General features: G+C 61.2%; 25 protein-coding genes. 17 read left to right on the plus strand and 8 right to left on the minus strand.

Annotated features, from left to right (window positions below; all coding sequences use genetic code 11):
* Window positions 1–15 precede the first annotated feature (15 nt).
* The 15 genes from arc (at window position 16) to J7I86_RS16030 (ending at window position 17,548) form a co-directional block, all read left to right on the plus strand.
* Window positions 16–1,824, plus strand: coding sequence for a proteasome ATPase (arc, locus tag J7I86_RS15960; RefSeq protein ID WP_214821351.1), 1,809 nt, complete (start codon window positions 16–18; stop codon window positions 1,822–1,824).
* 50 nt (window positions 1,825–1,874) lie between these two features.
* Window positions 1,875–3,494: a depupylase/deamidase Dop gene (gene dop / locus J7I86_RS15965; protein WP_214821421.1), complete on the plus strand. Its 1,620-nt coding sequence runs from the start codon at window positions 1,875–1,877 to the stop codon at window positions 3,492–3,494.
* A 119-nt stretch (window positions 3,495–3,613) separates the two neighbouring features.
* Window positions 3,614–3,817, plus strand: a complete 204-nt coding sequence (locus J7I86_RS15970) for a ubiquitin-like protein Pup (RefSeq protein ID WP_214821352.1) — start codon at window positions 3,614–3,616, stop codon at window positions 3,815–3,817.
* Between the two features lie 79 nt (window positions 3,818–3,896).
* On the plus strand, window positions 3,897–4,706 hold the full coding sequence (gene prcB / locus J7I86_RS15975; RefSeq protein WP_214821353.1) for a proteasome subunit beta: 810 nt from the start codon (window positions 3,897–3,899) through the stop codon (window positions 4,704–4,706).
* A gap of 1 nt (window position 4,707) precedes the next feature.
* Entirely contained in the window at window positions 4,708–5,415 is a 708-nt protein-coding gene (gene prcA / locus J7I86_RS15980) for a proteasome subunit alpha (RefSeq protein ID WP_214821355.1), read from the plus strand.
* A 1-nt stretch (window position 5,416) separates the two neighbouring features.
* Entirely contained in the window at window positions 5,417–6,781 is a 1,365-nt protein-coding gene (pafA, locus tag J7I86_RS15985) for a Pup--protein ligase (RefSeq protein ID WP_142939159.1), read from the plus strand.
* A 128-nt stretch (window positions 6,782–6,909) separates the two neighbouring features.
* Window positions 6,910–7,842, plus strand: a complete 933-nt coding sequence (locus J7I86_RS15990) for an FKBP-type peptidyl-prolyl cis-trans isomerase (RefSeq protein ID WP_309476744.1) — start codon at window positions 6,910–6,912, stop codon at window positions 7,840–7,842.
* 87 nt (window positions 7,843–7,929) lie between these two features.
* On the plus strand, window positions 7,930–8,325 hold the full coding sequence (locus J7I86_RS15995) for an FKBP-type peptidyl-prolyl cis-trans isomerase (RefSeq protein WP_214821358.1): 396 nt from the start codon (window positions 7,930–7,932) through the stop codon (window positions 8,323–8,325).
* 95 nt (window positions 8,326–8,420) lie between these two features.
* On the plus strand, window positions 8,421–10,439 hold the full coding sequence (locus J7I86_RS16000; protein WP_214821360.1) for a YafY family protein: 2,019 nt from the start codon (window positions 8,421–8,423) through the stop codon (window positions 10,437–10,439).
* Window positions 10,440–10,448: 9 nt separating this feature from the next.
* Window positions 10,449–10,799, plus strand: coding sequence for a hypothetical protein (locus J7I86_RS16005; protein ID WP_214821362.1), 351 nt, complete (start codon window positions 10,449–10,451; stop codon window positions 10,797–10,799).
* Window positions 10,800–10,835: 36 nt separating this feature from the next.
* On the plus strand, window positions 10,836–11,105 hold the full coding sequence (tatA, locus tag J7I86_RS16010; RefSeq protein WP_214821364.1) for a Sec-independent protein translocase subunit TatA: 270 nt from the start codon (window positions 10,836–10,838) through the stop codon (window positions 11,103–11,105).
* Between the two features lie 6 nt (window positions 11,106–11,111).
* Complete coding sequence (gene tatC, locus J7I86_RS16015; protein ID WP_214821366.1) at window positions 11,112–11,948, plus strand: twin-arginine translocase subunit TatC; 837 nt, start codon at window positions 11,112–11,114, stop codon at window positions 11,946–11,948.
* Window positions 11,949–11,972: 24 nt separating this feature from the next.
* The gene (locus tag J7I86_RS16020; RefSeq protein ID WP_214821368.1) at window positions 11,973–14,948 is read left to right on the plus strand and encodes an RNA helicase; all 2,976 of its coding nucleotides are present in this window, start codon (window positions 11,973–11,975) and stop codon (window positions 14,946–14,948) included.
* Between the two features lie 49 nt (window positions 14,949–14,997).
* The gene (locus J7I86_RS16025; RefSeq protein ID WP_214821370.1) at window positions 14,998–16,656 is read left to right on the plus strand and encodes an amidohydrolase; all 1,659 of its coding nucleotides are present in this window, start codon (window positions 14,998–15,000) and stop codon (window positions 16,654–16,656) included.
* A gap of 148 nt (window positions 16,657–16,804) precedes the next feature.
* Window positions 16,805–17,548, plus strand: a complete 744-nt coding sequence (locus tag J7I86_RS16030; protein WP_214821372.1) for a polyprenol monophosphomannose synthase — start codon at window positions 16,805–16,807, stop codon at window positions 17,546–17,548.
* 108 nt (window positions 17,549–17,656) lie between these two features.
* On the opposite strand, the gene J7I86_RS16035 is transcribed toward J7I86_RS16030, so the two are convergent.
* The 4 genes from J7I86_RS16035 to J7I86_RS16050 form a co-directional block, all read right to left on the minus strand.
* Window positions 17,657–18,004, minus strand: coding sequence for an RNA polymerase-binding protein RbpA (locus J7I86_RS16035; protein ID WP_011774875.1), 348 nt, complete (start codon window positions 18,002–18,004; stop codon window positions 17,657–17,659).
* Window positions 18,005–18,260: 256 nt separating this feature from the next.
* On the minus strand, window positions 18,261–19,238 hold the full coding sequence (locus J7I86_RS16040; protein ID WP_214821374.1) for an SPFH domain-containing protein: 978 nt from the start codon (window positions 19,236–19,238) through the stop codon (window positions 18,261–18,263).
* A 92-nt stretch (window positions 19,239–19,330) separates the two neighbouring features.
* Window positions 19,331–19,792 carry an NfeD family protein gene (locus J7I86_RS16045; RefSeq protein WP_214821422.1) on the minus strand — a complete coding sequence of 154 codons (462 nt, stop codon included), beginning with the start codon at window positions 19,790–19,792 and terminating at the stop codon, window positions 19,331–19,333.
* 80 nt (window positions 19,793–19,872) lie between these two features.
* Window positions 19,873–20,715 (minus strand): putative RNA methyltransferase, encoded by an 843-nt coding sequence (locus J7I86_RS16050; protein ID WP_214821375.1) that lies wholly within the window; start codon window positions 20,713–20,715, stop codon window positions 19,873–19,875.
* 68 nt (window positions 20,716–20,783) lie between these two features.
* Between J7I86_RS16050 and J7I86_RS16055 the strand changes: the two genes are divergently transcribed.
* Complete coding sequence (locus J7I86_RS16055) at window positions 20,784–22,799, plus strand: S9 family peptidase (protein ID WP_214821377.1); 2,016 nt, start codon at window positions 20,784–20,786, stop codon at window positions 22,797–22,799.
* A 56-nt stretch (window positions 22,800–22,855) separates the two neighbouring features.
* Here the strand turns inward: J7I86_RS16055 and J7I86_RS16060 are convergent, their stop codons facing one another.
* Complete coding sequence (locus J7I86_RS16060) at window positions 22,856–23,530, minus strand: peptide deformylase (protein ID WP_214821379.1); 675 nt, start codon at window positions 23,528–23,530, stop codon at window positions 22,856–22,858.
* 54 nt (window positions 23,531–23,584) lie between these two features.
* Between J7I86_RS16060 and J7I86_RS16065 the strand changes: the two genes are divergently transcribed.
* Window positions 23,585–23,992: a nuclear transport factor 2 family protein gene (locus J7I86_RS16065; protein ID WP_214821380.1), complete on the plus strand. Its 408-nt coding sequence runs from the start codon at window positions 23,585–23,587 to the stop codon at window positions 23,990–23,992.
* Window positions 23,993–24,026: 34 nt separating this feature from the next.
* On the opposite strand, the gene J7I86_RS16070 is transcribed toward J7I86_RS16065, so the two are convergent.
* The 3 genes from J7I86_RS16070 to J7I86_RS16080 are packed head-to-tail and all read right to left on the minus strand — an operon-like array spanning window position 24,027 to window position 26,996.
* The gene (locus J7I86_RS16070; protein ID WP_214821382.1) at window positions 24,027–25,157 is read right to left on the minus strand and encodes an NAD(P)/FAD-dependent oxidoreductase; all 1,131 of its coding nucleotides are present in this window, start codon (window positions 25,155–25,157) and stop codon (window positions 24,027–24,029) included.
* Window positions 25,150–25,863: a class I SAM-dependent methyltransferase gene (locus J7I86_RS16075; RefSeq protein ID WP_214821383.1), complete on the minus strand. Its 714-nt coding sequence runs from the start codon at window positions 25,861–25,863 to the stop codon at window positions 25,150–25,152. Before J7I86_RS16075 ends, J7I86_RS16070 begins: the two co-directional genes overlap by 8 nt.
* On the minus strand, window positions 25,860–26,996 hold the full coding sequence (locus J7I86_RS16080; protein ID WP_214821384.1) for a type III polyketide synthase: 1,137 nt from the start codon (window positions 26,994–26,996) through the stop codon (window positions 25,860–25,862). Before J7I86_RS16080 ends, J7I86_RS16075 begins: the two co-directional genes overlap by 4 nt.
* Window position 26,997: the final 1 nt, after the last annotated feature.

Raw genomic sequence — 26,997 nt, forward strand, 5'->3', positions numbered from 1 at the left:
AGGGGCTGATGAATCGTGGATACGTCAAACAACGACCTTGGACGGCCGACGCCGGAAGATGCAAACGGCGAAGCGGAGAATACGGCAGGCCGGAGGATCGGCGCGGTTCAACCGCCGGAGACGTCGAGTGAACTGACTGTTGCCGAACGGCAGATCAATATCCTTCGGGACAAGCTTCGCCACATCGACCGCCAGTTGGCAGCCGCTACCCAGAACAACAGCAAACTTGTCAGCATGCTGGAAACGGCGAAGGCTGAGATCCTTCGTTTGAAGGGGGCCCTGGAACAAGAGGGCCAGCCCCCGTACAGCTTTGGCACCGTGGTGCAGATCAACCCACGGAAGCAGCCCGCCGCCGGCAGTTCAGGGCAGGCTGCTACTGAAGAGTCCGTGGACATCTTCAACGCTGGGCGCAAGATGCGTGTTGGCGTCAGCCCGCTCGTAAACCTGAACCAGCTTGCCGTCGGGCAGGAAGTCCTGCTCAACGAGGCACTGCTGGTAGTGGCCGGCCTCGGCTACGAACGCGCGGGCGAACTGGTCACCCTCAAGGAAATGCTGGGCAAGGACCGCGCTCTGGTGGTTGGCCGTGCCGATGAAGAGCGTGTGGTCCGGTTGTCCGGGGCGCTCCAAAGCGTTCACCTGAAAGTGGGCGACGCTTTGTCGCTCGATTCACGGACGGGCTACGCGCTGGAGAAGGTCCCGCGCGCCGAGGTGGAGAACCTTGTCCTCGAAGAAGTCCCGGACATCACCTACCAGGACATTGGTGGCCTGGGCCCGCAGATCGAACAGATCCGTGACGCCGTGGAGTTGCCGTTCCTCCATCCGGACCTCTACCGCGAGCACGGACTGAAGGCACCAAAAGGCATCCTGCTCTACGGTCCGCCAGGGTGCGGCAAGACCCTCATTGCCAAAGCAGTGGCGAATTCCCTTGCTGCCCGGGCAGCAGAACGGGCCGGCAATACCGATCTCAAGAGCTACTTCCTGAATATCAAAGGTCCGGAGCTCTTGGACAAGTATGTGGGCGAGACAGAGCGGCACATCCGGCTGATTTTCTCCCGCGCCCGCGAAAAGGCTTCAGACGGGAGCCCCGTGGTGGTCTTCTTTGATGAAATGGACTCGTTGTTCCGCACCCGCGGTACCGGCGTTTCTTCCGACGTCGAAACCACCATCGTGCCTCAGCTGCTCAGTGAGATCGACGGCGTGGAGCGCCTGGACAACGTGATCGTCATTGGCGCCTCCAACCGTGAGGACATGATCGATCCCGCAATCCTCCGTCCCGGTCGCCTCGACGTGAAGGTCAAGATCCAACGGCCCGACGCCGAAGCTGCAGCCGACATCTTCGCCAAGTACATCACCACTGACCTGCCCTTCCACCCCCAGGATTTGGCCGAGTACGGCGGCGATGTACAGGCCACTGTGGATGCCATGGTCCAGCGCACGGTGGAGGCCATGTACTCCACGGAGAAGTCCAATGAGTACCTTGAGGTCACCTATGCCAATGGCGATACAGAGATGCTCTACTTCAAGGACTTCAACTCCGGCGCCGTCGTCCAGAACGTGGTGGATCGCGCGAAGAAGTACGCCATCAAGGATTTGCTGACCAGCCACCAGAAGGGTCTTCGGATCGATCACCTGCTCCGGGCCGTTGTGGATGAATTCCGTGAGCACGAGGACATGCCCAACACCACCAACCCGGATGACTGGGCAAGGATTTCGGGCAAGAAGGGCGAAAGGATCACCTACATCAGGACCATCGTTCAGGGCAAGGCAGGGCAGGAGCCTGGCAAGTCCATCGAAACCACCGCCAACACGGGTCAGTACCTGTGACAGTAAGGTCCGAGGGTTCACCCGCCGAGAAGCTTCCCGCAGGCGGCGCCATGCGCGTCATGGGCTCGGAAACTGAATATGGGATCCACGCGCCGTCAGCTCCGGGTGCCAATGCCACCATGATGTCCGCCCGGATCATTCAGGCGTATGCCACCGTCACCCGGCAACGGGCGGCCGGTGGGGCGGAGACGCGGTGGGACTACACGGATGAGGAACCGCTGCACGATGCCCGCGGCTGGACCGTGAACAGGGCTGCCGCGGATCCAAGCCAACTCACGGACCAACCGCCGGTGCTCGACGCCGAAGCGGTCGCCTTGGCCTATGGCCGTCAGGAATTGGAACTGGACGGAGCTGACGAGTCCGGATCCCTGCTGATGAACATGGTCCTGGGCAATGGTGCACGCCTGTACGTGGACCATGCGCACCCTGAGTACTCCAGCCCGGAGGTCACCAACCCGCGCGATGCTGTGGCCTGGGACGCCGCCGGTGATCTGGTGGCCTTGTCCACCGTCCGGAAAGTTGCGGCCGATGCCTCGCTTCCGGCGATCAACCTCTACAAGAACAACACTGACAACAAGTCTGTGTCCTATGGCTCGCATGAGAACTACCTCATGCCACGCTCTGTGCCCTTCGGGGACATCATCCGTGGCCTCACGCCGTTCTTCGTGACCCGCCAAGTGATGTGTGGTGCGGGCCGGGTGGGGCTGGGGCAGGACAGCTCAACGCCCGGATACCAGATAAGCCAGCGGGCGGACTTCTTCGAAGCAGAGGTTGGGCTGGAGACAACCATCCGCCGCCCCATCATCAATACAAGGGACGAGCCACACGCCACAGCGGACAAGTACCGCCGCCTGCACGTGATTATTGGGGACGCCAACCTCAGCCAGGCTTCGAACTTCCTGAAGTTCGGAACCACTGCCATGGTCCTTAGCCTCATCGAGGCGGGGCAGGCTCCCAAAATCGAGGTCCATGAACCCGTCCAGGCGCTCCAAGCCGTCAGCCATGACACCACGCTGACCACAACCGTCAGGCTCCTCGACGGAAGACGAGTGACAGCACTCGATCTGCAGTGGATGTATTTCGAGGCAGCCGCCAAGCTGGCCCAGGAGACAGGGGTGGCAGATTCAGTCACCGGAGATGGCCACACGCACCAGGTGCTGTCTCACTGGGAGTCCACGCTGGCAACTCTGGGGACCGATCCTGATGCCGCCGCCTCATCGGTTGAGTGGGTGGCCAAGAAGTCACTGCTTGAGGGCTACCGAAACCGCGATGGCCTGGCTTGGGACGACGCCCGTCTCGGCTTGGTGGATCTTCAATGGTCAGATATCCGACCTGAGAAGGGCCTCTACTACAGAATGCTCTCCAGGGACCGGATGATGCGCATGGTGGACGACGCCGACATCACCCGGGCGGTGACCGAACCGCCGTCGGACACCCGGGCTTACTTCCGGGGGCGATGCGTTTCCAAATTCGGCAAGGACGTTGTGGGCGCCAGTTGGGATTCGGTAATTTTCGATGTTCCGGGGCTGGGAAAACTGCAACGGGTGCCTACGCGGGAGCCCTTGAGGGGAACCCGGGCTTTGACCGGCGCCCTCTTTGACCGCCACCCGGATGCTGCTTCATTCCTGGCCGAATTGTTGGGCCAGGCGCCGCCACCGGCCCGGAGTTGAGGGTACCCGCCACAGGATTATTCGTCGCCTGGCAAAGCCGTCCGCAGGGCCGGTCAGCGTGGCAATATGGCAGTAGGAAGTCTCCGTCTTCAGGAGACTGATAGTAGGGAGAAAGAAAAATGGCAGCACAGGAGCAGCAACAACCGCAGTCACGGGAAACCGAGACCGAAGTGGACGTACCAGAGGCGCCGCCGGCAGCACCGGAGGCACAGGCCTCGGAGTCGACGCAAGGCGTGGATGACCTCCTTGACGAAATCGACGGCGTTCTTGAATCCAACGCTGAAGAGTTCGTCAGGGCGTTTGTCCAAAAGGGCGGCCAGTAGGCGGACCTGCCAGAGGATGTACTGCCCGGCCGGCGTGAGGCCGCCGGGCATCGGAATGCAGAGTCGAAGGAGTGCAGCAATGCAGGACCCATCAACCGGCCCCCTGGCCACCCAGGCAACGTCTTCTTTCACGGAGCATCTTCAACGCTCGCGTCCCGAACTCCTTCCCTTCAATCAGTCGTTACCCGCCGGCGTGGTGCCGCCGTCCCCACACGCCACCACGATCGTTGCATTGACGTACGCCGGTGGAGTCCTGATGGCGGGGGATCGCCGCGCCACCATGGGCAACATCATCGCCAGCCGGCACATAGAGAAAGTGTTTCCGGCGGACGAGTACTCAGTCCTCGGCATCGCTGGTACCGCCGGTTTGGCGATTGACATCACACGGCTTTTCCAGGTTGAGCTGGAGCACTACGAAAAAATCGAAGGCACGCTCCTCAGCCTCGTCGGCAAGGCCAACCGTCTGGGCGCCATGATCCGCGGAAACCTGCCCATGGCGATGCAGGGGATGGCTGTCATTCCCTTGTTCGCAGGCTTCGACCACGGTTCCGGCGTGGGCCGCTTGTTCTCCTACGACGTCACCGGCGGCCGCTACGAAGAACAGGAGCATCACTCCGTTGGTTCCGGTTCCGTGTTCGCCCGAGGCGCCCTCAAGAAACTGTGGAAGCCCAACTTGTCAGAAGAAAACGCTGTGGCAGTAGCTGTTGAGGCGCTCTACGATGCCGCCGATGACGACTCCGCCACCGGCGGCCCTGACCCGGTCCGCCAACTGTGGCCCGTGGTGTATACCGTCGATCGATCCGGCAACCGGCGTGTCCCTGAAAGGGATCTGGCCGCGATAGCCGCCGCAATCGTTGAATCGCGGGCTGCCGCCGGACGGGAGGCCTGATATGACACAGCAGTTTTACGTCTCTCCCGAGCAGTTGATGAAGGACCGTGCGGACTTCGCACGGAAAGGCATAGCCCGTGGGCGCTCTGTTGTGGTCATCAGCTGTGCTGATGGCATCGCGTTGATCGCCGAAAACCCCTCACCGTCACTGCACAAAATCGGTGAAATCTACGACAAAATCGCCTTCGCTGCGGTGGGAAAGTACAACGAGTTTGAAAGCCTCAGGCAAGCAGGTGTCCGCTACGCAGACGTCCGAGGGTACTCCTATGACCGCGAGGACGTGACTGCCCGCGGCCTGGCAAGTGTTTATGCTCAGAGCCTCGGAGCGGTGTTTACGGCCGAGCAGAAGCCGTTCGAGGTGGAACTGGCAGTAGCCGAAGTTGGTTTCAGCCAGGAGCAGGACCACCTGTACCGACTGACCTTCGATGGATCAATCGCCGATGAGAACGGATTCGTGGTCATGGGCGGGCTCGCCGACCAGATTTCCGACGTCGTCAGCGGGGCTTGGGAGCCGGAGCTCACCTTGGCGGGGGCCATGCAACTGGCATTGCACGCTCTGGCCACCAATAAGGAAGTTGACGAACTGCCCGCTACCGCCGTCGAAGCCGCGGTGCTATACCGAGCTTCGGAAAGCAATCGCGGGTCCCGCAGGGCCTTCCGACGGTTGCTGCCGGAAGACATGACCCTGCTGCTCACAGAGGAGAGCTGAGATGGATAAGCGAATATTTGGCATCGAAACCGAGTTCGGAATTTCCTATTCCAGCCCTGATTCCCGCCCCTTGGCGCCTGAAGAAGTGGCACGTTACCTCTTTCGCAAGGTGGTCAGTTGGGGCCGGTCCTCCAATGTTTTTCTCACCAACGGTTCACGGCTATACCTCGATGTGGGCTCGCACCCGGAGTATGCCACCGCGGAATGCGACGACCTCGCTCAGCTCATCGCCCATGACAGGGCCGGGGAACTTATTTTGGACGACCTCGTGGATGAGGCTCAGGCAAGGCTCGCCGCCGAGGGCTTCAACGGCACGGTGTACCTCTTCAAGAACAACACCGATTCAGCGGGCAATTCTTACGGCAGCCATGAGAACTACCTCATACCGCGGCGCGGGGAGTTTTCCCGCCTTGCCGAGATACTGATTCCCTTCCTGGTGACGCGGCAACTGATCGCCGGTGCCGGCAAAGTACTGAAGACCCCGCACGGTGCCACGTTCGCTTTTTCCCAGCGGGCCGACCATATCTGGGAAGGCGTGTCCTCGGCCACCACCAGGTCCAGGCCCATCATTAACACCCGCGATGAGCCGCATGCGGATGCCGAATTTTACCGCCGCCTGCATGTGATTGTGGGGGACTCCAACATGTCCGAAACCTCGGCTTTGCTGAAGGTCGGCACGGTGGACCTTATCCTTCGCATGATTGAGGCGGGCGTCATTATGCGCGACATGCGCATGGAGAATCCCATTCGCAGCATTCGCGAAATCTCCCACGACCTCAGCGGCCGCGCCCTGGTCCGCTTGGCCAACGGCCGGCAGCTGACTGCTCTGGATATCCAGCGGGAATACCTCAACAAGGTCACCGAGTTCGTGGCAGCCAATGGTGCCCACAACGCCCATGTACCGCTCATCCTGGACTTGTGGGAGAGGACTTTGAACGCCATCGAGAGCGGCGACACCAGCACCATCGACACCGAAGTGGACTGGGCCATCAAAAAGAAACTCATGGACGGCTACATGCGGCGTCACGACCTCAGTCTCGACTCACCGCGCATTGCCCAGCTGGACCTTACTTACCATGACATCTCGCGGCAACGCGGCATCTTTTTCCTGCTCCAAGCCCGCGGTGCAGCACGGAGGCTGGTCACCGAAACCGACGTCAAAGATGCCGTGGACGCTCCACCCCAGACAACGCGCGCAAAATTGCGGGGAGATTTTGTGCGAAGAGCACAGGAGCTGGGCCGCGACTACACGGTGGACTGGGTGCACCTGAAACTCAACGACCGCGCGCACCAAACCATCCTCTGCAAGGATCCTTTCCGGAACGTGGACGAGCGGGTGGATGCCCTCTTGGACTCCATGGGCTGAAAGGCTTTTAAGCTGGCTCCCAGCTTCACGGGCTACTCTGGATAGTGGTCTCTTCCCGAGATACATCTTGCTTGGATGTGCTACGCGCTGTTCCGAGTGTCCCTTTGCCCCGACGAAAGTGTCTTTTTGTGCGCCGACTCCTAGCAATTCTCCTCCCCGCCCTGCTGCTCATTACCGCGTGCGGAGGTGGAGACACACCGGCCGCTGAGCCCACCAGCAAATCAGTAGGTGACGTCTCCAAGCTCGACTCCCTGAAGGTCACGGACAACGGTAATGACAAAGCGCCCGGCATTGAATTCTCCAAGCCCCTCGCCGTGACGGGACCCACCGTCAAGGTTGTCAAGGAAGGTGATGGGGAGCCGGTGAAAATGGGTCAAATCGCCGAACTGGTCTTCATTGCGGTCGATGGCACCGATGGCAAGACACTTGAGGACGGTTACGCCAAGGGACCCCAGGCGATCGAACTCTCCGAGCAGATGAAAACCGGCAATGAGTTGATCTTTGACGCCATTATCGGCGCCAAAGTAGGCAGCCATGTGGCCATTGCTGCTCCGGGCAGCTCTTCCGCTTCGGCACCTGCTTCCTCCCAACTGGTCGTCTTCAAGATTGCCTCGGCGAAGGACGCACCTGGTCTTCTGAGCAAGGAAGAGACAGATCAGCTGGACAAAGACGGCAAGCTTCCCAAGGTGACCTTTGACGACAAGGGCGCACCTTCGGTGGAGATTCCCAAGACTGATGCCCCCGCTGGTCTGTCGGTGAAGGTCCTTTCCGAGGGCACCGGTGAGGAATTGAAAGACTCTGACACGATCGATGCCAACTACACAGGCTGGCGCTGGGAAGACAGCACCAAGTTCGACTCCAGCTATGACCGCGGCGAGGCCGCTACCTTCGGCCTGAACCAGGTCATCAAGGGTTGGACTCTCGGACTGACAGGCCAGAAGGTCGGCTCCAAGGTTCTCCTGACGATTCCCACCGATCTCGCCTATGGTGCAAGCGCTGCTGCCCAGGGCAAGCCTGCGGGTCCGTTGGTGTTCGTCGTTGAGATCACCGGTAAAAAGTAAAACCTCACGCGGGTTCTGGCTAAGCTGGTTCCTGAAAAGTTTTACGTCTTCTCAACCCTTAACGTCCCAAAAACCTAAGGAGCATCCATGTCATTTGGTCAGCGTGACTTTGACCGCACCAAGCCCGAAATCGACTTCCCGGAAGGCGACGTCCCCTCGGACCTCGTCATCACGGACCTGATTGAGGGCACGGGCCCCGAAGCCAAGGCCGGGGACACCGTGTCCACCCACTACGTGGGCGTTGCCTGGTCCACTGGCGAAGAATTCGACGCTTCCTGGGGTCGCGGCGCTCCACTGGACTTCCGTGTAGGCGTCGGCCAGGTCATTCAGGGCTGGGACCAGGGCCTGCTGGGCATGAAGGTGGGCGGCCGCCGTCGTCTGGAGATCCCCTCGGAGCTCGCCTACGGCTCGCGTGGCGCTGGTGGAGCAATCAAGCCCAACGAGGCCTTGATCTTCGTCGTAGACCTCGTGGCTGTCCGCTAGGACATTGACCGTTCGCAAGGCGCGTTACCTTCCGGTTTTGCCGGTCGGTGACGCGCCTTGCTGCTTTCGGGCTGGTTTTTAGTAACGTAGCAACCGTGTCCGCATCCCGCACTGAACGTCTCCTGAACCTTCTCCTGGCTTTGCTCAATACCAAGGTGGGCCTCCCACGCGCCGTGCTGCGCGAAAAGGTGTACCACGATTCCGCGGAGAACGATGTCGCCTTCGGACGGATGTTTGAGCGCGACAAAGTGGATCTGAAGCAATTCGGCTTTGAGATCGAAACCTTGATGGACCCCCGAAGCTTCGGAGCAGACGACCCCGCAACTGCGCGCTACCGGATCGGCAAGGGCTCCAACCGGCTTCCTGATGTGAGCTTGACGCCGGCAGAGGGGACCGTACTGTTGCTCGCTGCACAACTCTGGGAACGAGCGGCACTTGGCACGGCAGCCGCCAACGCGGTACGTAAGTTGCAGGCAGCCGGCGGATTTACGGACGTGGACCTCCCTGCAGGGGTCCAGCCGCGGATCAAGCCGGCCGGACAAGCCTTCGACGACGTCGTGGCGGCCATGCACGGCAAGCACCCGGTCCGCTTCGGCTACCTTGCGGTCAGTACCGGGCGGGAAGAAGTCCGCGAAGTAGAGCCGTGGGGCCTGGGCAGCCGCTTCGGTCAGTGGTACCTCGTGGGCTTCGACCGGGGGAGGAGTGCAAAAAGGCTCTTCAGGCTCTCAAGGATGACCACAGCAGTCAGCATCGTCGACACCAGCAGCTTTCTTCCTCCGGAAGGCTTCAACGCCCGGGCTGAGCTGGACGAACTCAACGAACTCCCCGTCCGGCAAGCCACTTTGGATGTCGAAAGGGATAGATTGCTTGCCTTGCGTAAAAAGGCCACATCCGTCGAAAACCCTGCGGATGAAAGCGGCCGTGACCGCATAACGATCGATTTCCGTGATCCGGAGCAGCTGGCCGAAGAGCTGGCATCCTACGGACCGCATGTGAAGGTGGCCGGCCCCGCTGAACTGAGTGCCGCCGTCGTACGCCGACTGAAAGCTGCCGCTGACTTTGACGACGCTCCGCCGGTACCCCGCCGGTTCCCTGAGGCGGGGCGTGCGCCCCGGGCGCGCAAGCGCACCTCCGAGGACCAGTTGGCCAGGATGCTGCAGCTGGTGCCTTTTCTGGTCCACCACCAAGGGCTGCACATCCAGCAGGTCGCTGATCAATTTGGCATCAGCCGCAAGGCGTTGATCGATGACTTGAAGATCCTCATCTGTTCCGGCCTGCCAGAGGGGTATCCGGACGACCTTCTGGACATCCAGTGGGAAAACGACCACGTCTACATTTCCGAGCATCTGGACCTGAACCGTCCGGTCCGTTTCAGCGAAGACGAAGCCGCAGCATTGCTGACCGGCCTGGCCATGCTAGGAGACTTGCCCGCCCTGGCCGGTATGTCCGAGGGCGAGTCAGGCAACGCACTTGAATCGGTGACCATCAAGCTGACTGGTGCTGCGGGGCAGGCAGCAAGATTGGCCGGTTCCGTGTCCGGCCAATCGGTGACACCCGAACAGTCAGATTCTTTCGCCACGATAACCCAGGCAATCAGGGAAGGTCAGCAGCTGCGGCTCAGGTACTTCTCGTTGCAACGCGACGAAGTGACCGAGCGCGACGTGGACCCCCTGCGGCTCTACTCCCTGGACAATACGTGGTACTTCGAGGCCTACTGCCACAGTAAGGCCGGCATCAGAAACTTCCGGCTGGACAGGGTGGAGACCTTGGAGCCCAACGGCCATGCTGCGTCCGGATCCGCAACTGCCGGGCAGGACTTCCCGGCACGGTTGTTCACGCCCGGCGACGACGACGTCCTGGTGACCCTTCAACTGACGCGCCAGGGCGCCGGGCTGGCAGATGATTACTACGCCGACCGCACGGCCCAACTGCCCGATGGCGGTCTGCTCGCTGAGGTGAGGTTTGGCGACGCCGGATGGCTGCGGATGTTTGTTTCCCAGCATGGGGGTTCGGTCCGGATTCTCGAACCCGGGTCCTTGCGTCAGGAGACCCGAGCGTGGATTGACGCTGCCCTGGGTCAGTACGACTCACCTTCAGACACCAAGGCTGGCTAGACTACTCAAATGCCTTGGTGGTTCTGGATCCTGTTGTGGATCGCGCTTATAGCCCTTTCGTTGCTCCTCTACCTGTCATTGGGGTACCGCCTATACAGGAAATTCATAGCAACTGTTCATGAACTGGCTGCCGCAAATAAACGTTTCAGCAACCTTTCACCTGCTCCGGAAACCTCCGACGTTGAAGCCTCGGAACCGCGGCCGGAACCGGGCTCCGCAATTTTTGCCTCGCCGGAACAGATGCGTCATGATTACCTGACGGCCAAAGCCTTCCGTCAGGAAGTTCGTCGTCAGCGGCGCGTCAAGCGCAAAGCCGAGCGGGGTCAACCGCAGTCCCTGCACGACATTGAATTCAGATAGACGTAGGATGTATCCAAAAGGAAAGGACCTCCCCACATGAGGCTCGAAGGCTGGCATCTCATCATCATCATCGTTCTGGCTCTGGTGCTCTTTGCAGCACCGAAGCTGCCGTCCATGGCGCGCAGCATTGGGCAGTCGATGCGTATTTTCAAGTCTGAAGTCCGGGAGATGAAGAAGGATGGTTCTTCCGAGGCAAAGGACTCCCAGGACGCATCCGACGCCGTCGAAGGCAAGGTCGTAGGCCACCCGGACGTCACCACCAAGAACACCGGCGAGACTGACGTACCGCCCGCTAACCGCGTCTAAAGAGAAGTGGTAGAAACGAAGGGGCGCAAAGCCAACCCCGAAGCCCGGATGGCGCTCCTGGACCACCTCAAGGAGCTGCGGAACCGGCTCTTCAAGGCTGCAATCGGCGTCATTGTGGGAACAGTGGTGGGCTTCATTGTCTACCAGCCCCTCTTGGAAGCGTTGATCAAGCCGATCAAGGACCTCAACGAAAAGGAGGGACGCGCTGCCACACTGAACTTCGACGGCGTGGCCAGTTCTTTCGACCTCATGGTCCAGGTTTCGGTCTTTCTCGGCGTCATCCTGTCCAGCCCCGTCTGGATCTACCAGCTTTGGGCCTTCATTGTTCCCGGGCTTCACAAGAAGGAGCGGCGTCTGGCGCTGTCCTTCGTGGCAGCAGCAGTGCCGTTGTTCATCGGCGGCGTCCTGCTTGCGTGGCTCGTGCTCCCCAATGCTGTTAGAGTGCTGACCGATTTCACTCCGGTCGGCGGTTCAAACTTCATCAGCGCTGAAATTTACCTGGCCTTCGTTCTCCGGCTTTTGCTCGCCTTCGGTATCGCTTTCCTGGTACCGGTGGTACTGGTGGGATTGAACCTCGCTGGAATTATCAAGGGCAAACAGCTCGTCAAGAGTTGGCGAATCACCATCTTCCTGGTCTGCCTGTTCGCTGCGATGGCTGCTCCGGGCGCTGACGCCATGAGCATGTTCTATCTTGCAGCGCCCATGCTGCTCCTGTTCTTCGCGGCCATTGGCGTTTGTCTTCTGAACGACCGGCGTCGTGAGCGCCGGGCCATCAAGCAGGCTGCTGAGACTGAAGCCACTGCCGACATCGCAACCCCGGCCACGGATCTGGAGAATCTCTAGACCTTGGCCCACTAGGCTTGATGCATGTCCTCCATTTCCGGGTCTTCATCTCCATCAGACCGCTACCAGGCGGCAGCCCAGCGGGCAGCTGAGTCAAAAACCTACCTTGGCGCGTTCGCCCGCTCCTTGGCATTTGAACTTGACGACTTCCAACGTGAAGCCTGCAGGTCGCTCCAGGAGGGCCGCGGCGTTCTGGTGGCAGCTCCTACCGGTGCCGGAAAGACGATCGTTGGCGAGTTTGCGATCTATCTGGCCCTGGAAAGGGGACTCAAGGCGTTTTACACCACGCCCATCAAGGCGCTCAGCAACCAGAAGTACTCGGAGCTGGCTGCAAAATACGGTTCGGCCAACGTTGGCCTGCTGACGGGCGATACCACCATCAACGGCGAAGCTCCTGTGGTGGTCATGACCACCGAAGTTCTTCGGAACATGCTTTACGCCGACTCTGAAACCCTGGGAGACCTGGGTTTCGTGGTGATGGACGAAGTCCACTACCTGGCCGACCGTTTCCGCGGTGCCGTGTGGGAAGAAGTCATCATCCATTTGCCCAGCGAAGTGCAGGTTGCCTCGCTAAGCGCCACAGTTTCCAATGCCGAAGAATTCGGCGCATGGTTGGACACCGTGCGGGGCGATACTGATGTGATCGTTTCCGAGCACCGCCCCGTGCCGCTATGGCAGCACGTCATGGTGGGCCGGGAAATAGTGGATCTCTTTGCCGGCGATACCACCTTTGACGAAATCGCGCCCCAAGCCCCGGGAGCACAGGAAACAGCAGTACCTGACCTTTCCGAATCAGACGAGGTCCTGGCCGAGCCCCCCGCCATCGATCGCCGACGCGTCTCCGCCAAGCGGTCGTCCACGAACACGGCCCGGCAGGCGGTCACCGGCCCCGAATTCGAGGTGAACCCGGACCTGCTGGCAATGGCACGCTCTGAGAGCCGGATGAACATGAATGGCCGGTTTGGACACGGGGGCCGGAACCGCCGGCGTCAGGACCGCTATCGCGACGAGCGGCAACAGTCAGAGCAGCGCAGTCCTGTCCGAAAGGCCAGTCGTCCGCAAGTCATTGAGAGCCTCAGACGCCAGGATCTCTTGCCCGCGATCACGTTCATCTTTTCCAGGGCCGGTTGTGACGCAGCCGTAGCCCAGTGTGCATCATCGGGACTTTGGCTTACCACTGAGCAGGAGCAACAGATCATTGCCCAGCAGGTGGACGAGGCCAGCCACGAGATCCCAGCGGACGATCTCGACGTCCTCGGATTCTGGGGTTGGCGTGACGGACTCATCAGGGGCTTCGCTGCCCACCACGCGGGCATGCTTCCGACTTTCAAGGAAGTAGTGGAAAAGCTCTTTGCCGACGGCCTGGTCAAGGCTGTCTTCGCCACCGAAACGTTGGCCCTTGGCGTCAACATGCCCGCACGCTGCGTGGTGCTGGAAAAGCTGGAAAAGTTCAACGGTGAAGCGCACGTCAACATCACGGCGGGGGAGTACACCCAGCTGACCGGGCGTGCCGGACGCCGGGGAATCGACGTCGAGGGCCATGCCGTGGTGCTGTGGCAGCCGGGGACAGATCCCGCCGCCGTAGCCGGGCTTGCCTCCCGACGCACCTACCCCCTGAACTCCAGTTTTCGGCCTACGTACAACATGAGCATCAACCTGATTGCCCAGTTCGGACGGGTCCGGGCCCGTGAAATTCTTGAATCCTCTTTCGCCCAGTTCCAAGCTGACCGTTCGGTGGTTGGCCTCGCCCGGCAAGTTCGTGGGCGTGAAGAGTCGCTGGCAGGCTATGCCAAATCCATGCAGTGCCATTTGGGCGACTTCACAGAGTACGGAAAGCTTCGACGCGAACTCAGCGATGCCGAGAATTTTGCCGCCCGGGACCACCAGCGCGCCCGGAAGTCCCATGTTGCTGACTCCCTCACGCGCTTACTCCCCGGCGATGTAATCAGCATTTACAGCGGTCGGCTTGCAGGACATGCAGTAGTGCTGGAGGTGGACCGCAATGCCCGGGAACCGCGGCCTTCGGTGCTCACCTCTGACAACCAGCTGCGACGCATTGGCGTCCACGACCTCGATGGTCCGGTGTCGCCGGTGACGCGTATCCGTATTCCTAAATCCTTCAACGCCAAGGTTCCCAAGGCACGCCGGGACCTCGCCTCGTCCATGCGGCACGCCATCAGCGAAGACGCGCCCCAAAGCCGGCGCAACAGCAGGCACGAAGACTTTGGACTCGGGGCCCGCCTGCCGGACCAGGAAAAGAAAATCGCGGACCTTCGCCGGGCGCTGCGGGCGCATCCCTGCCACGGCTGCAGCGAACGCGAAGACCACGCACGGTGGTCGGAGCGTTGGTGGAAGCTGCGCAGGGAGACCGATGGCTTGGTGCGGCAAATCCAAGGCAGGACCAACACCATTGCCAAGACGTTCGACCGCGTCTGCGATGTTCTTTCGGTCTACGGTTACCTGGAAACCAACGACGCCGGACACGTCACCATCAGTGCCGACGGGCAGAGGCTTCGCCGGATCTACGGTGAGAAGGACCTCCTCATCTCCCAGACTGTGCGGCGCGGTGCCATCAACGACCTCGACGCCGCTGAACTGGCCTCCCTGGCGAGCACACTCGTGTACCAGGCCAAGAGGGAAGACCGGGGGCTGCGGCCCAGGATGCCTTCCGTTTCACTGGAATCGGCTGTAGACATCGTCATCCGCGAATGGTCGCAGCTCGAAGATACCGAGGAACGCAACAGACTGCCTTTGACCGGCGAACCCGAACTTGGACTGATGTGGCCCATGTACAAGTGGGCCAAGGGGCGCCACCTTCAGGACGTGCTGAGCGGAACGGACCTTGCGGCCGGAGACTTTGTCCGGTGGGCCAAGCAAGTGGTGGACCTCCTTGACCAGCTGGCCAAAATCCCGCAACTGGACCCGCGTTTGGCTCGTATATGCCGGGAATCCATCGATTTGGTCCGCCGCGGCGTGGTGGCTTACTCCACCGTGGCTTAGCCCGTTCTTTCCCTGATAGACAGTTTTCAACGCTCAAGGAGCACATCGCATGAACCAGCCAGGCGTGCCGGCCGGCCCGGACCACAACAGCACAGACCGCAAGGTCACGATGTACCGCAATGGTTCGATCTATACCGCGGCAGATCCCTTTGCCACAGCAATGGTGGTGGACGGCGATACCGTAGCCTGGGTCGGCTCCGAGCAGGCAGCGACGTCAATTGCTGACTCGTCCATGGAAATCATCGATCTCCGGGGGGCGCTCCTCGCGCCGGGCTTCGTCGACTCACATGCACACCTGACGGAGACGGGTATTGCCCTGTCCGGACTGAAACTCGCCGAGGTACGTTCGGCCAGGGAATTGTTGGATGCCGTTGCCTCCGCCGGCGGCACGGGCACAGTACTGGGTCACGGTTGGGATGAAACAGCGTGGATCGATCCCACGCTCCCTACGTTGGAAGAGATCGAAAGGGCGGCCGCCGGACGGCACGTCTACCTCTCACGCATCGACGTCCATTCAGCCCTCGTGTCATCCTCGCTTGTTGCGGCGGCAGGACTGAACAGCCTGGACGGGTTCTCCGGGGAGGCGCGCGTGGTCCGGGCAGCACATACGGCTGCCCGGCTTACTGCCCGGAATTTCTCGGAGTCCCAACGGGGCAGCTATCAGGAATCGGCCCTGCGCGAGGCTGCTTCCCACGGTTACGTTGCCTTGGCTGAGATGTCCGCACCCCACATTTGCGGCCCGGAGGACCTGAGGATGTCCGCATCTTGGAACGGCAACTGGAACACGCCCGAGGTCCTGCCGTACTGGGGTGAGCTTGCTACCTCGGGGGAGCACGCGCAGGAAATTCTGGACGGCCTGGGTACCAAGGTCCTGGGCCTTGCCGGTGACCTCAACATGGATGGTTCCATCGGTTCCCGTACGGCGGCCCTCGCGGAGGACTACTCCGATGCCAGCGGCCAGCGCGGTACTTTGTACCTTTCAGTTGACGACGCCGCCAAACACCTTGTGGCTACGTCGCTGCTGGGAGTCCAAGCCGGCTTCCACGTCATAGGTGACGCTGGTCTGGGCGCTGTACTGGACGCGTTTGACGCCGCAGCGGCTGAGGTGGGGGAGCAGCGTATCCGGGCAGCCGGCCACCGCCTCGAACACGTGGAGATGGCTGACCAATCCGCTATCGACCGGCTGGCCAAGTTCTCCGTGTCGGTTAGCGTTCAGCCTGTCTTCGACGCCCTATGGGGTGCTGCAGGTGGTCTCTACGAACAACGTTTGGGTGGCCGCAGCCAAGAGATGAATCCCTTTGCCTCCTTCTACGCGAGCGGCGTCCCCATAGCCTTCGGAAGCGATAGCCCGGTAACCCCTCTCCGCCCGTGGTCGAGCGTTCGAGCCTGTTTGGAGCACAGCAACCCGGAACAGAGAATATCGGCTCGTGCCGCTTTCCTGGGGCACACACGTGCGGGATGGCGGGCTACCAAGCACCGGAATCCCCTGATGGGGCAGCTTGTCCCGGGTGCTCCTGCCAGTTTCGCTGTGTGGGAGGTGGACGAACTGATGGTCCAGGTAGCTGACAGCCGCGTGCAGTCATGGAGCACTGATCCCCGGGCGCGAACGCCCCTTTTGCCGGCCCTGGACACCGGCAGCGACCCCCGCTGCCTGCAAACGGTGCGCGAGGGACACGAGCTGTTCGCTCACGAGTCCCTCAGGGTTTGATGCAAGCGGCCACGAGCCGCGGCATGTGGTTGACGCCACAGCCGCCAAACGAGCCCATGCTGTCGTCCTATAATGGAGAGTTGCGCCAGAATGCCAGCCGCCAGGCTGCTCCGGCACACTGACCGCTCCATCAAGGAAAGGCCTCTTCTTGCGTGTCTTGACGATCATTCCCACCTACAACGAGCTGGAATCGCTCCCCGTGACCTTGGGGCGACTGCGTGCCGCAGTGCCGCACTCCGATGTCCTGGTGGTTGACGACAACAGTCCTGACGGCACGGGAAAGCTTGCCGACGACTTCGCCGCAGAGGACAGCCAGGTACATGTTCTTCATCGCAAGGGGAAGGAAGGCCTTGGGGCTGCCTACATCGCAGGCTTCAAGTGGGGACTGGCCGCAGGCTATGACGTCCTGGTGGAAATGGACGCCGACGGTTCGCACAAGCCTGAACAATTGCCGCTTCTCCTCGATGCCGTTGAGGGTGGGGCGGATCTTGCCATGGGCTCACGGTGGGTTCCGGGTGGCAGTGTGGTTAACTGGCCGCTTTACCGTCAGGCCATCTCCCGGATCGGCAGCACCTACGCCCGCATCATGCTGGGTGTCAAAATCAAGGACGTCACCGGAGGCTACCGCGCCTTCCGCCGCAGCACGCTGGAGGCGTTGAACCTGGACGAGGTGGAGTCGGTTGGCTACGGCTTCCAGGTAGACCTCGCATGGCGTGTGGCCAAGCTGGGGCTCCGCATCGAAGAGCGCCCCATCACATTCGTCGAGCGCGAGCTCGGGGCATCGAAGATGAGCGGCAACATTGTGGTTGAGGCCATGATCAACGTCACCAAGTGGGGACTCGCGGCACGTTGGGCAAAGCTCACCCGCAAGTCACCTGCAGTAGCCAAGTAACTCAGGACGCTAAGCACACAGAAAGGCCGGGTCCGGCTCCCAATAAGGGAAGCCGGACCCGGCCTTTTCGCTACCTCGTTGATCGTCCGTAAGTGGACGAGAAACGAACTATGCGGAGCGACGCTCTCCGCGGCGCTCACGCAGAATGTTCAGTCGATCCTCGAGGATCTGCTCCAGCTCGGGAAGGCTGCGGCGCTCCAGGAGCATGTCCCAGTGGGTGCGGACGGCTTTCTCATTGGCATCCACGGGACGCTCGCCATCAACCAGCAGCGCTTCTTTGCCGGTCTTGGATACCCAAACGGGGGGAATTTCGGCTTCGGAGGAGAAGGTCACAAAGACCTGCTCGCCATCCTCGCAACGGTACTCGACCCGCTGGCGCGGTGCCGGTTCAACGCCGGATTCTGTTTCCATGCTCTGGGCGCCAAGACGCATACCCCGCAGGCTGCGATCGCTCATGATTACTCCCTCTGTCTGTTCGCGGAGCAGGAACCCCGCGCTAGCCGTAAGCCGTTTTCACGTTCCTTACGGACTACTTCTGCACACCTTGCATCACTAATTGCAACGCCTGGCCAAGCTTTTATGTTCCATCCACGCTGAACCAGCCGGACAAATATCCCATTATACGCGGATCATCGCCCATGACTCAAAAGCGGTAACAAACAACGAGCGGCCAGCCTGGATGGCTGACCGCTCGGAGGCACGCTGCCTTGTTTTATTCAGCAGGCCGCGGCTGGTTGTTTGTTCCCGCAGGTTCCGAAGACTTGGTCTCTTCATTGCCGCCGAAGAGGCCAACGGGGGAGTCTCCGCTGTTTCCTCCGAGCGCGCCGCCGATGCCCTTAAGTGCCTCGCCGACTTCGCTGGGAATGATCCAGAGCTTGTTCGAGCTTCCCTCAGCGATCTTGGGGAGGGTTTGCAAGTACTGGTATGCGAGGAGCTTCTGGTCCGGGTTGCCCTTGTGAATGGCATCAAAGACCTTCTGAATGGCTTGGGCTTCACCGTCTGCCCTCAGAATGGCTGCCTTGGCGTCACCTTCAGCTGCAAGGATGGCGGCCTGCCTCTGACCTTCGGCAGTGAGGATCTGCGACTGCTTGGTGCCTTCAGCGGTCAGGATGGCTGCACGGCGATCCCGCTCTGCGCGCATCTGCTTCTCCATGGAGTCCTGAATGGAGTGGGGCGGATCAATCGCCTTCAGTTCCACGCGGGACACACGGATTCCCCAACGGCCCGTTGCTTCGTCAAGGACGCCGCGCAGCTGGCCATTGATCTGGTCGCGGGAGGTGAGGGCCTCTTCAAGGTTGAGCCCGCCCACCACGTTGCGAAGCGTGGTGGTGGTCAACTGCTCCACGGCCTGGATGTAGTTGGCGATCTCGTAAGTTGCGGCCCTGGGATCGGTTACTTGGAAGTAGACAACGGTGTCAATGGAGACCACCAGGTTGTCCTCGGTAATGACCGGCTGAGGCGGGAACGACACCACCTGTTCACGGAGGTCGAGCAACGGCAGGAGCCTGTCGACGAACGGGATCAGGATGGTTAGTCCCGGGTTGAGTGTCCGCTGGTACTTACCCAGGCGTTCAACGACGCCGGCCCGTGCCTGCGGGATGATCCTCACCGAACGGACCAACACGATGATGACAAAAATGACGAGAACAATCAGCACAATTGCTGCTGCTGTTCCTCCTAAGCCGTCCATACATCTCCTTCATTCCCCAATTGCGTGGTTTGATGCGGCTGAACGCGGGCAGGCTGCCCGCACCGGCAACCGCTTAAATTCAAAGGCGCGCCTTAGCGCGGGCTGTTCTCGGCAGGCGAGGCTACTACCGCCGTCGCACCGTCAATCCTTGTGACCTCAACTGTTGCGCCGGCGTCGAGAACCCCGGCTGTGCTGCGGGCGCTCCACACGTCGCCGCCAATCTTGACCAGTCCACTGGTTCCGCTCACAGCTTCGATGACGAGGGCGGACTGACCGATGAGTCGGTCTATATTGCTGCGCTGTTCCGCCGGCCCCTTATGCAGGTGCTTCATGGCCACAGGACGGACAAAGACAATCATCAGAAGGGAGACCACGGAGAAAATCACAATCTGCAACCAAAAGTCGGCTCCGGCAAAGTCGGCGATCAGCCCGGCCAGGGCTCCGCCGCCCAGCATGATAAAGAAGAGGTCCAGGGTGAGCATCTCCACCACTGCGAACGCGAGGAAGACCGTGAGCCAGAGAGCCCACCAGTTCTCGCCGAGCCATTCGAACATCATTTCCCCCTTGGTCCCGGATCCCGCGAGCGGGATCACAGTCGCTGTTCCTCCATCCTAGCCCGACGTTCCGCCCCACGTCAGGACACGGCGAATTCGCTGATCCGGAACCTCGCGGTGGCAGCCACTAAACCTTCCAACGTGGCCAATTCCGCCAACTTTTCACGCTGCAGATGGTGTCCCGCCGGGCCCATGAATGCGAGGTCGGCCACCTCCGGTCCCGTCAGCGTCAAAGGAAGGTCAAGGCTACGGCTCATGCCGGAGTCGAAATGATCCCGCATGGAGTCCATCAGTCGCTCTTCTTTGCCGTCTTCAATGCCGAGCATGCCTGTCCGTGCTGCGATCTCGGCAAGGTGGCCCGGGCGGGGCGTCACAACGATCAACGAGCCGCCGGGACGAAGCACCCGGGCAAACTCGGAGGGGTTCCTAGGAGCAAAGACAACCGTGACCACGTCGGCGGTGTTATCCGCCATGGGCAGCGGACGCCAAATGTCCCAGACAAGGTTGACAGCCACAGGATTCAGCCGGGCGGCCCGCCTAAGCGCGAATTTGGAGATGTCAACGCCTATTCCTGATGCCCCGGATTTCTCCAGGACCGCCTGCAGGTAGTGGCCGGTGCCGGTGCCGGCGTCGAGAACCAGGGCGCCCGGACGCTGAAGTGATCCAGCGGCAGCTTCTGCAACGGCCCGGGCGAGTCCGGAGTAGTGACCGGCGTCGAGGAACCTGTACCGGGCGGCCACCATGTCTGCAGAATCTGCTTCGAAGACCGTACCTTTGCCCGTCAGCAGGTTGAAGTAGCCCTGTTTAGCGGCATCGAACAGGTGCCCGGCCTCACAGACGAGGGTCTGCTGCCGCCCTTCCCTGAGCTGGAGCGTCCGTTGGCAAACAGGACAACGGAGGGCGGCAACGGCGTCGGACAACATGGCTCCAATCCTACGGCGGACGGAGTGTCTGGGGCCGAGGCCCGCACCACCGGGCTAGGCTCACCATCGTGAAACCCGAGCAACTGCACCTGCTGAACTCCGTGTCCGCCCCTGCAATCCACCCCGATGGCACCAAGGCGGTGGTTTCCGTCACGAGACCGGACTTCGATGCTGACAGCTACGTGGGTCAGTTGTGGAGCATTCCTTTGGACCCCACCAAGTATTCACGACGCATTACGCGGGGTTTCAGGGACAGTTCCCCGGCGTTCTCCCCAGATGGCCTGGTTCTTGCATTCCTGAGGAGTGCTCCGGACGGTAAACCACAGCTGTTCGTCGTGGAAGCCGCCGGCGGCGAGCCACAACGGATCACCGATCAGCAAGCCGGCGTGGACGGGTTTGCGTGGGCACCTGATTCCCACCGCGTTGTGTTCCAAGCCCGCGTTCCGGAACAGGGGCGCTACGGAACGGTGGATGGCGTGACGTCCGGCAGAGAAGACGCCCGGTTGATCACCGCCAACCAGTACAGGATGAACGGTCTCGGTTACACCGCTGACCAGCGCCAGCAGTTGTTTGTGGTTGAAGTCCCGGAGCTGGGTGGCGAGCCGGCTGTCGCTCCGCAGGGGAGGGCCGCGCGGGAACAGCCCGCGCGAACGGTTACAGGAATCCCTTCTGCAAGGCAGGTCACGCTTGGTGACTCCGACCATGAGTCACCTTGCTTTTCAGCCGACGGCACCCATCTTTTCTTCATCGCCGCTCTCCACGAAGGACACGACGACGACCTCGTCACCTCCGTCTATCGGGTGGATGCCGGCGGTGGCCGGCCGACCGCCGTCGAACCTTCCAACAAGAGTCCGCAGACCGTCACTGCTGTGTGCGTCTCCACGGATGGCCAGTGGCTCTTTTACACTGCCCAGGACCTGGGTGAGACCGGCAAGGACTTCGTGGCCCGGAATTCGGTTCTTTATGCCATGCCCATTGCGGGGGGAGAGTCCGTGGCACTGACCGACGTGGAGCATTTGGACGTCTCGGGACCGTTGGAACCCAGCGGGCCGGCCAGCGTACTGGTGCTGAACACAGCGCTGGGAAGCGTGGAACTGCTGAATGTTGAGGCAGACGGCGGGATCACGCCCCTGGTTCATGGTGCCAAGGTAGTTATCGGGGCAACAGTGGCTGCCAACGGGGAGATAGCCGTGAGTTTCTCCGACGCCTCAACGGTAGGGGACGTTGCCTCACTGGAACGCGGCGAGATCCGCCTCCTGACGGACTTCTCGGCCAACCTGCGCAACAACTCGCGGGTGGCAGAGCCCTTGGACTTCGATGCCGAATCCGCCGATGGGCATGCAGTCCACGGTTGGGTGGTGTTTCCTGATGGACCTGGCCCGCACCCCGTTCTCCTCTCCATTCATGGCGGCCCCTTCGCCCAATACACTGGAGCTTTCTTTGACGAGGCCCAGGTTTACGCCGCGGCCGGTTACGCCGTTCTCATGTGCAACCCACGCGGGTCATCCGGTTATGGACAAGCACATGGCCGAGCCGTCAAGGAGCGCATGGGGACTGTGGACATGCAGGACGTGCTGGCATTCCTCGACTCAGCGCTGGCGTCGTTTGAGGCCTTGGATAAAGACCGTGTGGGAATCATGGGTGGTTCCTACGGGGGCTACCTGACCGCTTGGACCATCGCCCACGACCACCGGTTCAAGGGCGCGATCGTAGAGCGCGGTTTCCTGGACCCCGTCAGCTTTGTAGGTTCGGCTGACATCGGGTGGTTCTTCGGGACCGAATACACCGGAGGAACAGCGGAGCAGATGGCAGCCCAAAGTCCCATGGCGGTGGTCTCGCGCGTAGATACACCTACCTTGGTGATTCACAGCGAAAACGATCTTCGGTGCCCCCTTGAACAAGGCCAGCGCTACTACGCGCATCTGAAAGCCAAGGGTGTGGACACTTCCTTGTTGATCTTCCCGGGGGAGGACCACGAGTTATCCCGCTCCGGCACACCACATCACCGGCAACAACGCTTTGAGCACATTCTCCGCTGGTGGGCACGGCACCTCCCCACGGAAATCAACCGCATGGAGGACTAGCTGCACGGTCGGACCTGGCTTCATTGACCGTCCTGGCAGTACTACCGGGTCAAGGCTCAGCGGAGGAACCCAAGAGCCCGGCGAGCCTCGTCAATCTCCGGAGCGGACCAGCGGGCCGTGTGCTCAGCATTGCTGGACAATGAACGCAGCTCGGCCCTGTCCAGGTACAGGGCGCCGTGGAGGTGGTCCGTTTCGTGCTGCACAATGCGGGCCTGCCAGCCGGAGAACCACTCTTCCATGGGCTCGCCCGCGGGATTGGTGAAGCGCAATTCCACGTTGCGGTGGCGTGTCACAACAGCCTGGTACCCGCTGACGGAGAGGCACCCTTCATAGAACGAGGCCGTCTCGGTTCCGAGCGGACGGTACTGGGGGTTGATGACGGCGAAGAATTCCAGCTGTTCCCTGTGACGGACCGCAGCGGACTCCGGGTCTACCGGGTATTTGTCCTCCAGAACGGCCACTTGCAGAGGGATTCCCAACTGAGGGGCGGCCAGGCCGACTCCTGGGGCGTCATGCATGACAGCCCTCATTTGCTCGATGAAAGCCGCCAATTCAGCATCGTCAATCTGTCCGTCGTAAGGCGCTGCGAGCTGACGCAACACGGGGTGCCCGGCCTGCACTATGGGCGGGAGCCCTTCGGCATCCAGCAACCGGCGGACAGCGTCACGTATCCGAATCGGGTTGTAGTCCGTGGCAGGGCTTCTGGCCTCGTGATGAGGTTGGTGCGTCATACTGTGAGCCTAACGCGCGATGGGGCATACACGAGTGTGGGCTAGGCTCGATGAATGATCGATTCCACCCCTTTGGATTGTGTACTCGGGTTCGTTCGGACCGTTGAAGCCGGCGGCCGGGCTGCTGAAATCCGGCCCTTCCTGGCTGACGATTTCGAGCTCACGGAATGGCCGCATGCTCTGTCCAAAACGGGCTCAACGCGGAACCTCGCCGAAACGCTGGCCGGCGCAGACCACAGCAAGGACATCGTCTCCGATCAGCGCTTTGAAGTGGTTCGCACAACGAGCCAGGACAACCGTGTGGTGCTGGAGATGAACTGGTCTGCCACTCTGATGCTTGACCTTCCGTACTGGGACCGTGGCGATACCATCCGGGCCAGGAGCACTGCGGTCTTCGAGCTGCGGGACGGGCTGATCATCAGCCAGGACACGTACGACTGCTATTACACAAACCCGGAATAGTCAGCGCTCCGGACCAGCTAGCGACCCGGACCACCTATCGCATGGTGAAGCGCCGCTCCACGACTCCTGAAATTGCAGGTACGCCCAAGGCGGTGGCAAAAACTGCGTTCCTGGCTGACATTGCGTGAGGTGGCAGAGGTCTTCCCAAGGCCATGTTGAGTCCGGCTTGCCGCGAAGCGCGCAGCGCCGCCTTCCTACGTGATTTCTCGAAATCCATTAGGTGGTGTCCTACCTCGGCGCCTCGGAGGGAAGCATCCACGATGGGGGCCAACGCCGCAGCGTCCAGCCATCCAAGGTTCATTCCTTGTCCTCCGATGGGGCTGATCTCGTGGGCGGCATCGCCAAGTAGTACCACCCTGCCGTGGACCATGCGTTGAGCCAGTCGTGATCGTACTTCGAAGGCACTGAGCATCGAGTTGCCGGCAACATCGAGTACCTCACCGGTTCTGGCCACCACCAAGTCGGCCAGCCCGGCCGCCGTCGGGTCCTTTTCGGGTGCGCCCAGCCTTACCACCCATCTGCGGACATCCTGTGGCAAGGGGAAGGACTCCACGATTCCGGCGGGTTCCAGATACAACACGGCGTCGGATCCATGGCCGGTATTGTCAGGGAAATCACCCATGAAGTAGCAGTCCGGATAGCTCCGTGCCGCCAAACCCGGCAAGTATTGCCGACGAATGGGTGAATGTGCTCCGTCGGCAGCGATCACTAGACGGCTGCTGAACTCCCGAACGCCGTCAGGACAATTCGCGATGCTGCGCACGCCGCCGAGGTTTTCCGCGACCTCCTGAACGTCAGCACCCCGGACGATTGCTCCTGCATCCAAATTCCGTACCGCCAGCTCCAGGACTTCCTCGGTGACCGTCTGCGGCACTGCCAGGATGAAGGGGAAGCCGGTGTCGCCGTCGAACGCCAGCTCGGCCACCCGTCCCCTCCGGCTGTAAGCGACGCCCCGGGTGATGCGGACCCCTTCTCTTACCAGTTGATCGGCAATTCCCGCGCGCGCGAGCTCCGCCAGTGCCGGCGGGTGAAGTCCAATGGCCCGCGAACGGTTGCTCCTGCTGCTCCGGCGCTCCAGGATACGGACCTGATGCCCCCGCTGGAGCAATAACACTCCCATGAAGAGGCCTACGGGTCCGGCGCCAACAATCACGACGTCAGGCACGATTCTCCTCATGCTCATGGACGAGCAAATGATGCCACGCTCCGTTTCTTTTCACAGTCCACGGGCCCGGCACGGCAGCTCTCAGTTCGGTTGCGGTGTAGCTGCGCCTAATGGACGTCAGACCGTCCCCACAGATGTACGAGCCCACGCCCAAAGGCCAGAAGCCTGCCAGGAACAACAAGTATGAGATGTTACTGCGGTTGAGGTCGTTGTGGAGACATAGGTTCCGGCTCAGTGACTCGGAATCGAGGAGGACAGCTGCAAGTTCTCCAGGATCGAGGTGGTGAAGGATGTGGTTGGAAATGACGACGTCGAATTTCCGGCCTTCAGCGACGAGTTCGGAACTGTGCGCCTTGCGGTACACAACACCCTCCACTGGAGCTGTCCGGGATGCAAAAGCGAAGGCTCTCTCGTCCGGGTCGATCGCCGTCACCGTGAGACGGAAACCGTCCCGCCGGGCCCAGCGCGCAAGGCTCCGTGCCACATCGCCGCTGCCGCATCCGATATCCAGCACTGACACCGCACTGTTCGCGGCCAACATTGGGCGGAGGCGGCGACGATACGTCCCGTGCCATCCGGACAACAAGCTGTTCACCACCGGAAAGCGCGCGTAAGTCCTGTGGAGGCGCTTGGGGTCGCAGTCGTCCCTGTCCATCTCCTCGACAGCCTGCACATCCCTCGATCGGAGGGACCCCCATGGACTCACAGAGCGGGGGAGACCAGCGTGAAGAGTCCCGTTTCCACTGTCAGACCCGGGCCGAATGCCATGGAACAGATCCGTTCCTCACGTTCGGTTGCCGGCCTCTCCAGCATGTACTTGAGGACGAACAACACGGTGGCGCTGCTCATGTTGCCGTATTCCCTCAATGTCTCCCGGGCCGGCACCAGTTGCTCTTGCGTCAGTTCAAGTTTGGACTCCACTTTGTCCAGGATGCTTCGGCCACCAGGGTGTATGGCCCAGTGGGTGATGTCGCGATACGGCAGGCCGGCCAAGGACGGCTCCTTGGCAAGCAGCGGTGCCAAGGCGCCGGTGATGTGCTCTTCAATAATGTGCGGAACGTACGATCCCAGCACCATTTCGAACCCTTCGTCCCCGATGTTCCAGGCCATGGCTTCCTCGCCCACCGGGGTCAGTACAGTCTCGAAGTGGTCGAGCCTGATGGCCGGTTCCGGTCCGGACAGCTCGCGGGCGCTCACGACGGCGGCTGCCGCGCCGTCGCCGAAAATCGCCGACCCCATGATCGTGTCAGGGTCATTCGACGTCCTGACATGCAGGGAGCAGAGTTCTACACAGATCACCAGGACCACCGCAGTGGGATCAGCAGCGCAGAACTGGCTGGCCGCCTTGAGTGCGGGGAATGCCGCATAGCAGCCCATAAATCCGAGGTGGTAGCGCTGCACAGCGGGATTGAGACCTAAAGCCCTGACCACCTTGTAGTCAGGACCGGGGTTGAAGAATCCCGTGCAGGACACCGTAATGACATGCGTGACATCATCCAGATCTATCCCGGGCGCCTGGGCCACTGCAGCCTTGCCCGCTTCCACGAACAACTTGGTGGCTTCGGTTGCAAAGATCTCATTCCGCACCTTGGTGCTGGGACTCAGGACCCGGTTGGTTTCTGCGTCAAAGAACTGCGGATTTTCGGGGTGGGCGTCAAGGCTCAGCTCGGCTACAGCGGTATATCTGGTGTCTATCGCTGCTGAGTCGAAGCAGGTATTGACGAGTCGGGTTCCCAGCCGCGTCAGTCCTGGCTGTGATGCGAAAACGTCTCGAGCTTGCTGCTGGACAAGGATGGTTTGCGGAACTGCGGTTTCAAGGGACCTCATGTATACCGGCATG

It is taken from the genome of Arthrobacter sp. ISL-95 (assembly GCF_018613695.1).
Classification (GTDB): domain Bacteria; phylum Actinomycetota; class Actinomycetes; order Actinomycetales; family Micrococcaceae; genus Arthrobacter.

Bases quoted from the DNA above. Each gene is read 5' to 3' on its own strand.
- dop (WP_214821421.1), top strand. From the start codon at position 1,875: ATGCGCGTCATGGGCTCGGAAACTGAATATGGGATCCACGCGCCGTCA.
- J7I86_RS15970 (WP_214821352.1), top strand. From the start codon at position 3,614: ATGGCAGCACAGGAGCAGCAACAACCGCAGTCACGGGAAACCGAGACC.
- prcB (WP_214821353.1), top strand. From the start codon at position 3,897: ATGCAGGACCCATCAACCGGCCCCCTGGCCACCCAGGCAACGTCTTCT.
- prcA (WP_214821355.1), top strand. From the start codon at position 4,708: ATGACACAGCAGTTTTACGTCTCTCCCGAGCAGTTGATGAAGGACCGT.
- pafA (WP_142939159.1), top strand. From the start codon at position 5,417: ATGGATAAGCGAATATTTGGCATCGAAACCGAGTTCGGAATTTCCTAT.
- J7I86_RS15995 (WP_214821358.1), top strand. From the start codon at position 7,930: ATGTCATTTGGTCAGCGTGACTTTGACCGCACCAAGCCCGAAATCGAC.
- J7I86_RS16005 (WP_214821362.1), top strand. From the start codon at position 10,449: ATGCCTTGGTGGTTCTGGATCCTGTTGTGGATCGCGCTTATAGCCCTT.
- tatA (WP_214821364.1), top strand. From the start codon at position 10,836: ATGAGGCTCGAAGGCTGGCATCTCATCATCATCATCGTTCTGGCTCTG.
- J7I86_RS16020 (WP_214821368.1), top strand. From the start codon at position 11,973: ATGTCCTCCATTTCCGGGTCTTCATCTCCATCAGACCGCTACCAGGCG.
- J7I86_RS16025 (WP_214821370.1), top strand. From the start codon at position 14,998: ATGAACCAGCCAGGCGTGCCGGCCGGCCCGGACCACAACAGCACAGAC.
- J7I86_RS16035 (WP_011774875.1), bottom strand. From the start codon at position 18,004: ATGAGCGATCGCAGCCTGCGGGGTATGCGTCTTGGCGCCCAGAGCATG.
- J7I86_RS16040 (WP_214821374.1), bottom strand. From the start codon at position 19,238: ATGGACGGCTTAGGAGGAACAGCAGCAGCAATTGTGCTGATTGTTCTC.
- J7I86_RS16045 (WP_214821422.1), bottom strand. From the start codon at position 19,792: ATGTTCGAATGGCTCGGCGAGAACTGGTGGGCTCTCTGGCTCACGGTC.
- J7I86_RS16050 (WP_214821375.1), bottom strand. From the start codon at position 20,715: ATGTTGTCCGACGCCGTTGCCGCCCTCCGTTGTCCTGTTTGCCAACGG.
- J7I86_RS16060 (WP_214821379.1), bottom strand. From the start codon at position 23,530: ATGACGCACCAACCTCATCACGAGGCCAGAAGCCCTGCCACGGACTAC.
- J7I86_RS16065 (WP_214821380.1), top strand. From the start codon at position 23,585: ATGATCGATTCCACCCCTTTGGATTGTGTACTCGGGTTCGTTCGGACC.
- J7I86_RS16080 (WP_214821384.1), bottom strand. From the start codon at position 26,996: ATGCCGGTATACATGAGGTCCCTTGAAACCGCAGTTCCGCAAACCATC.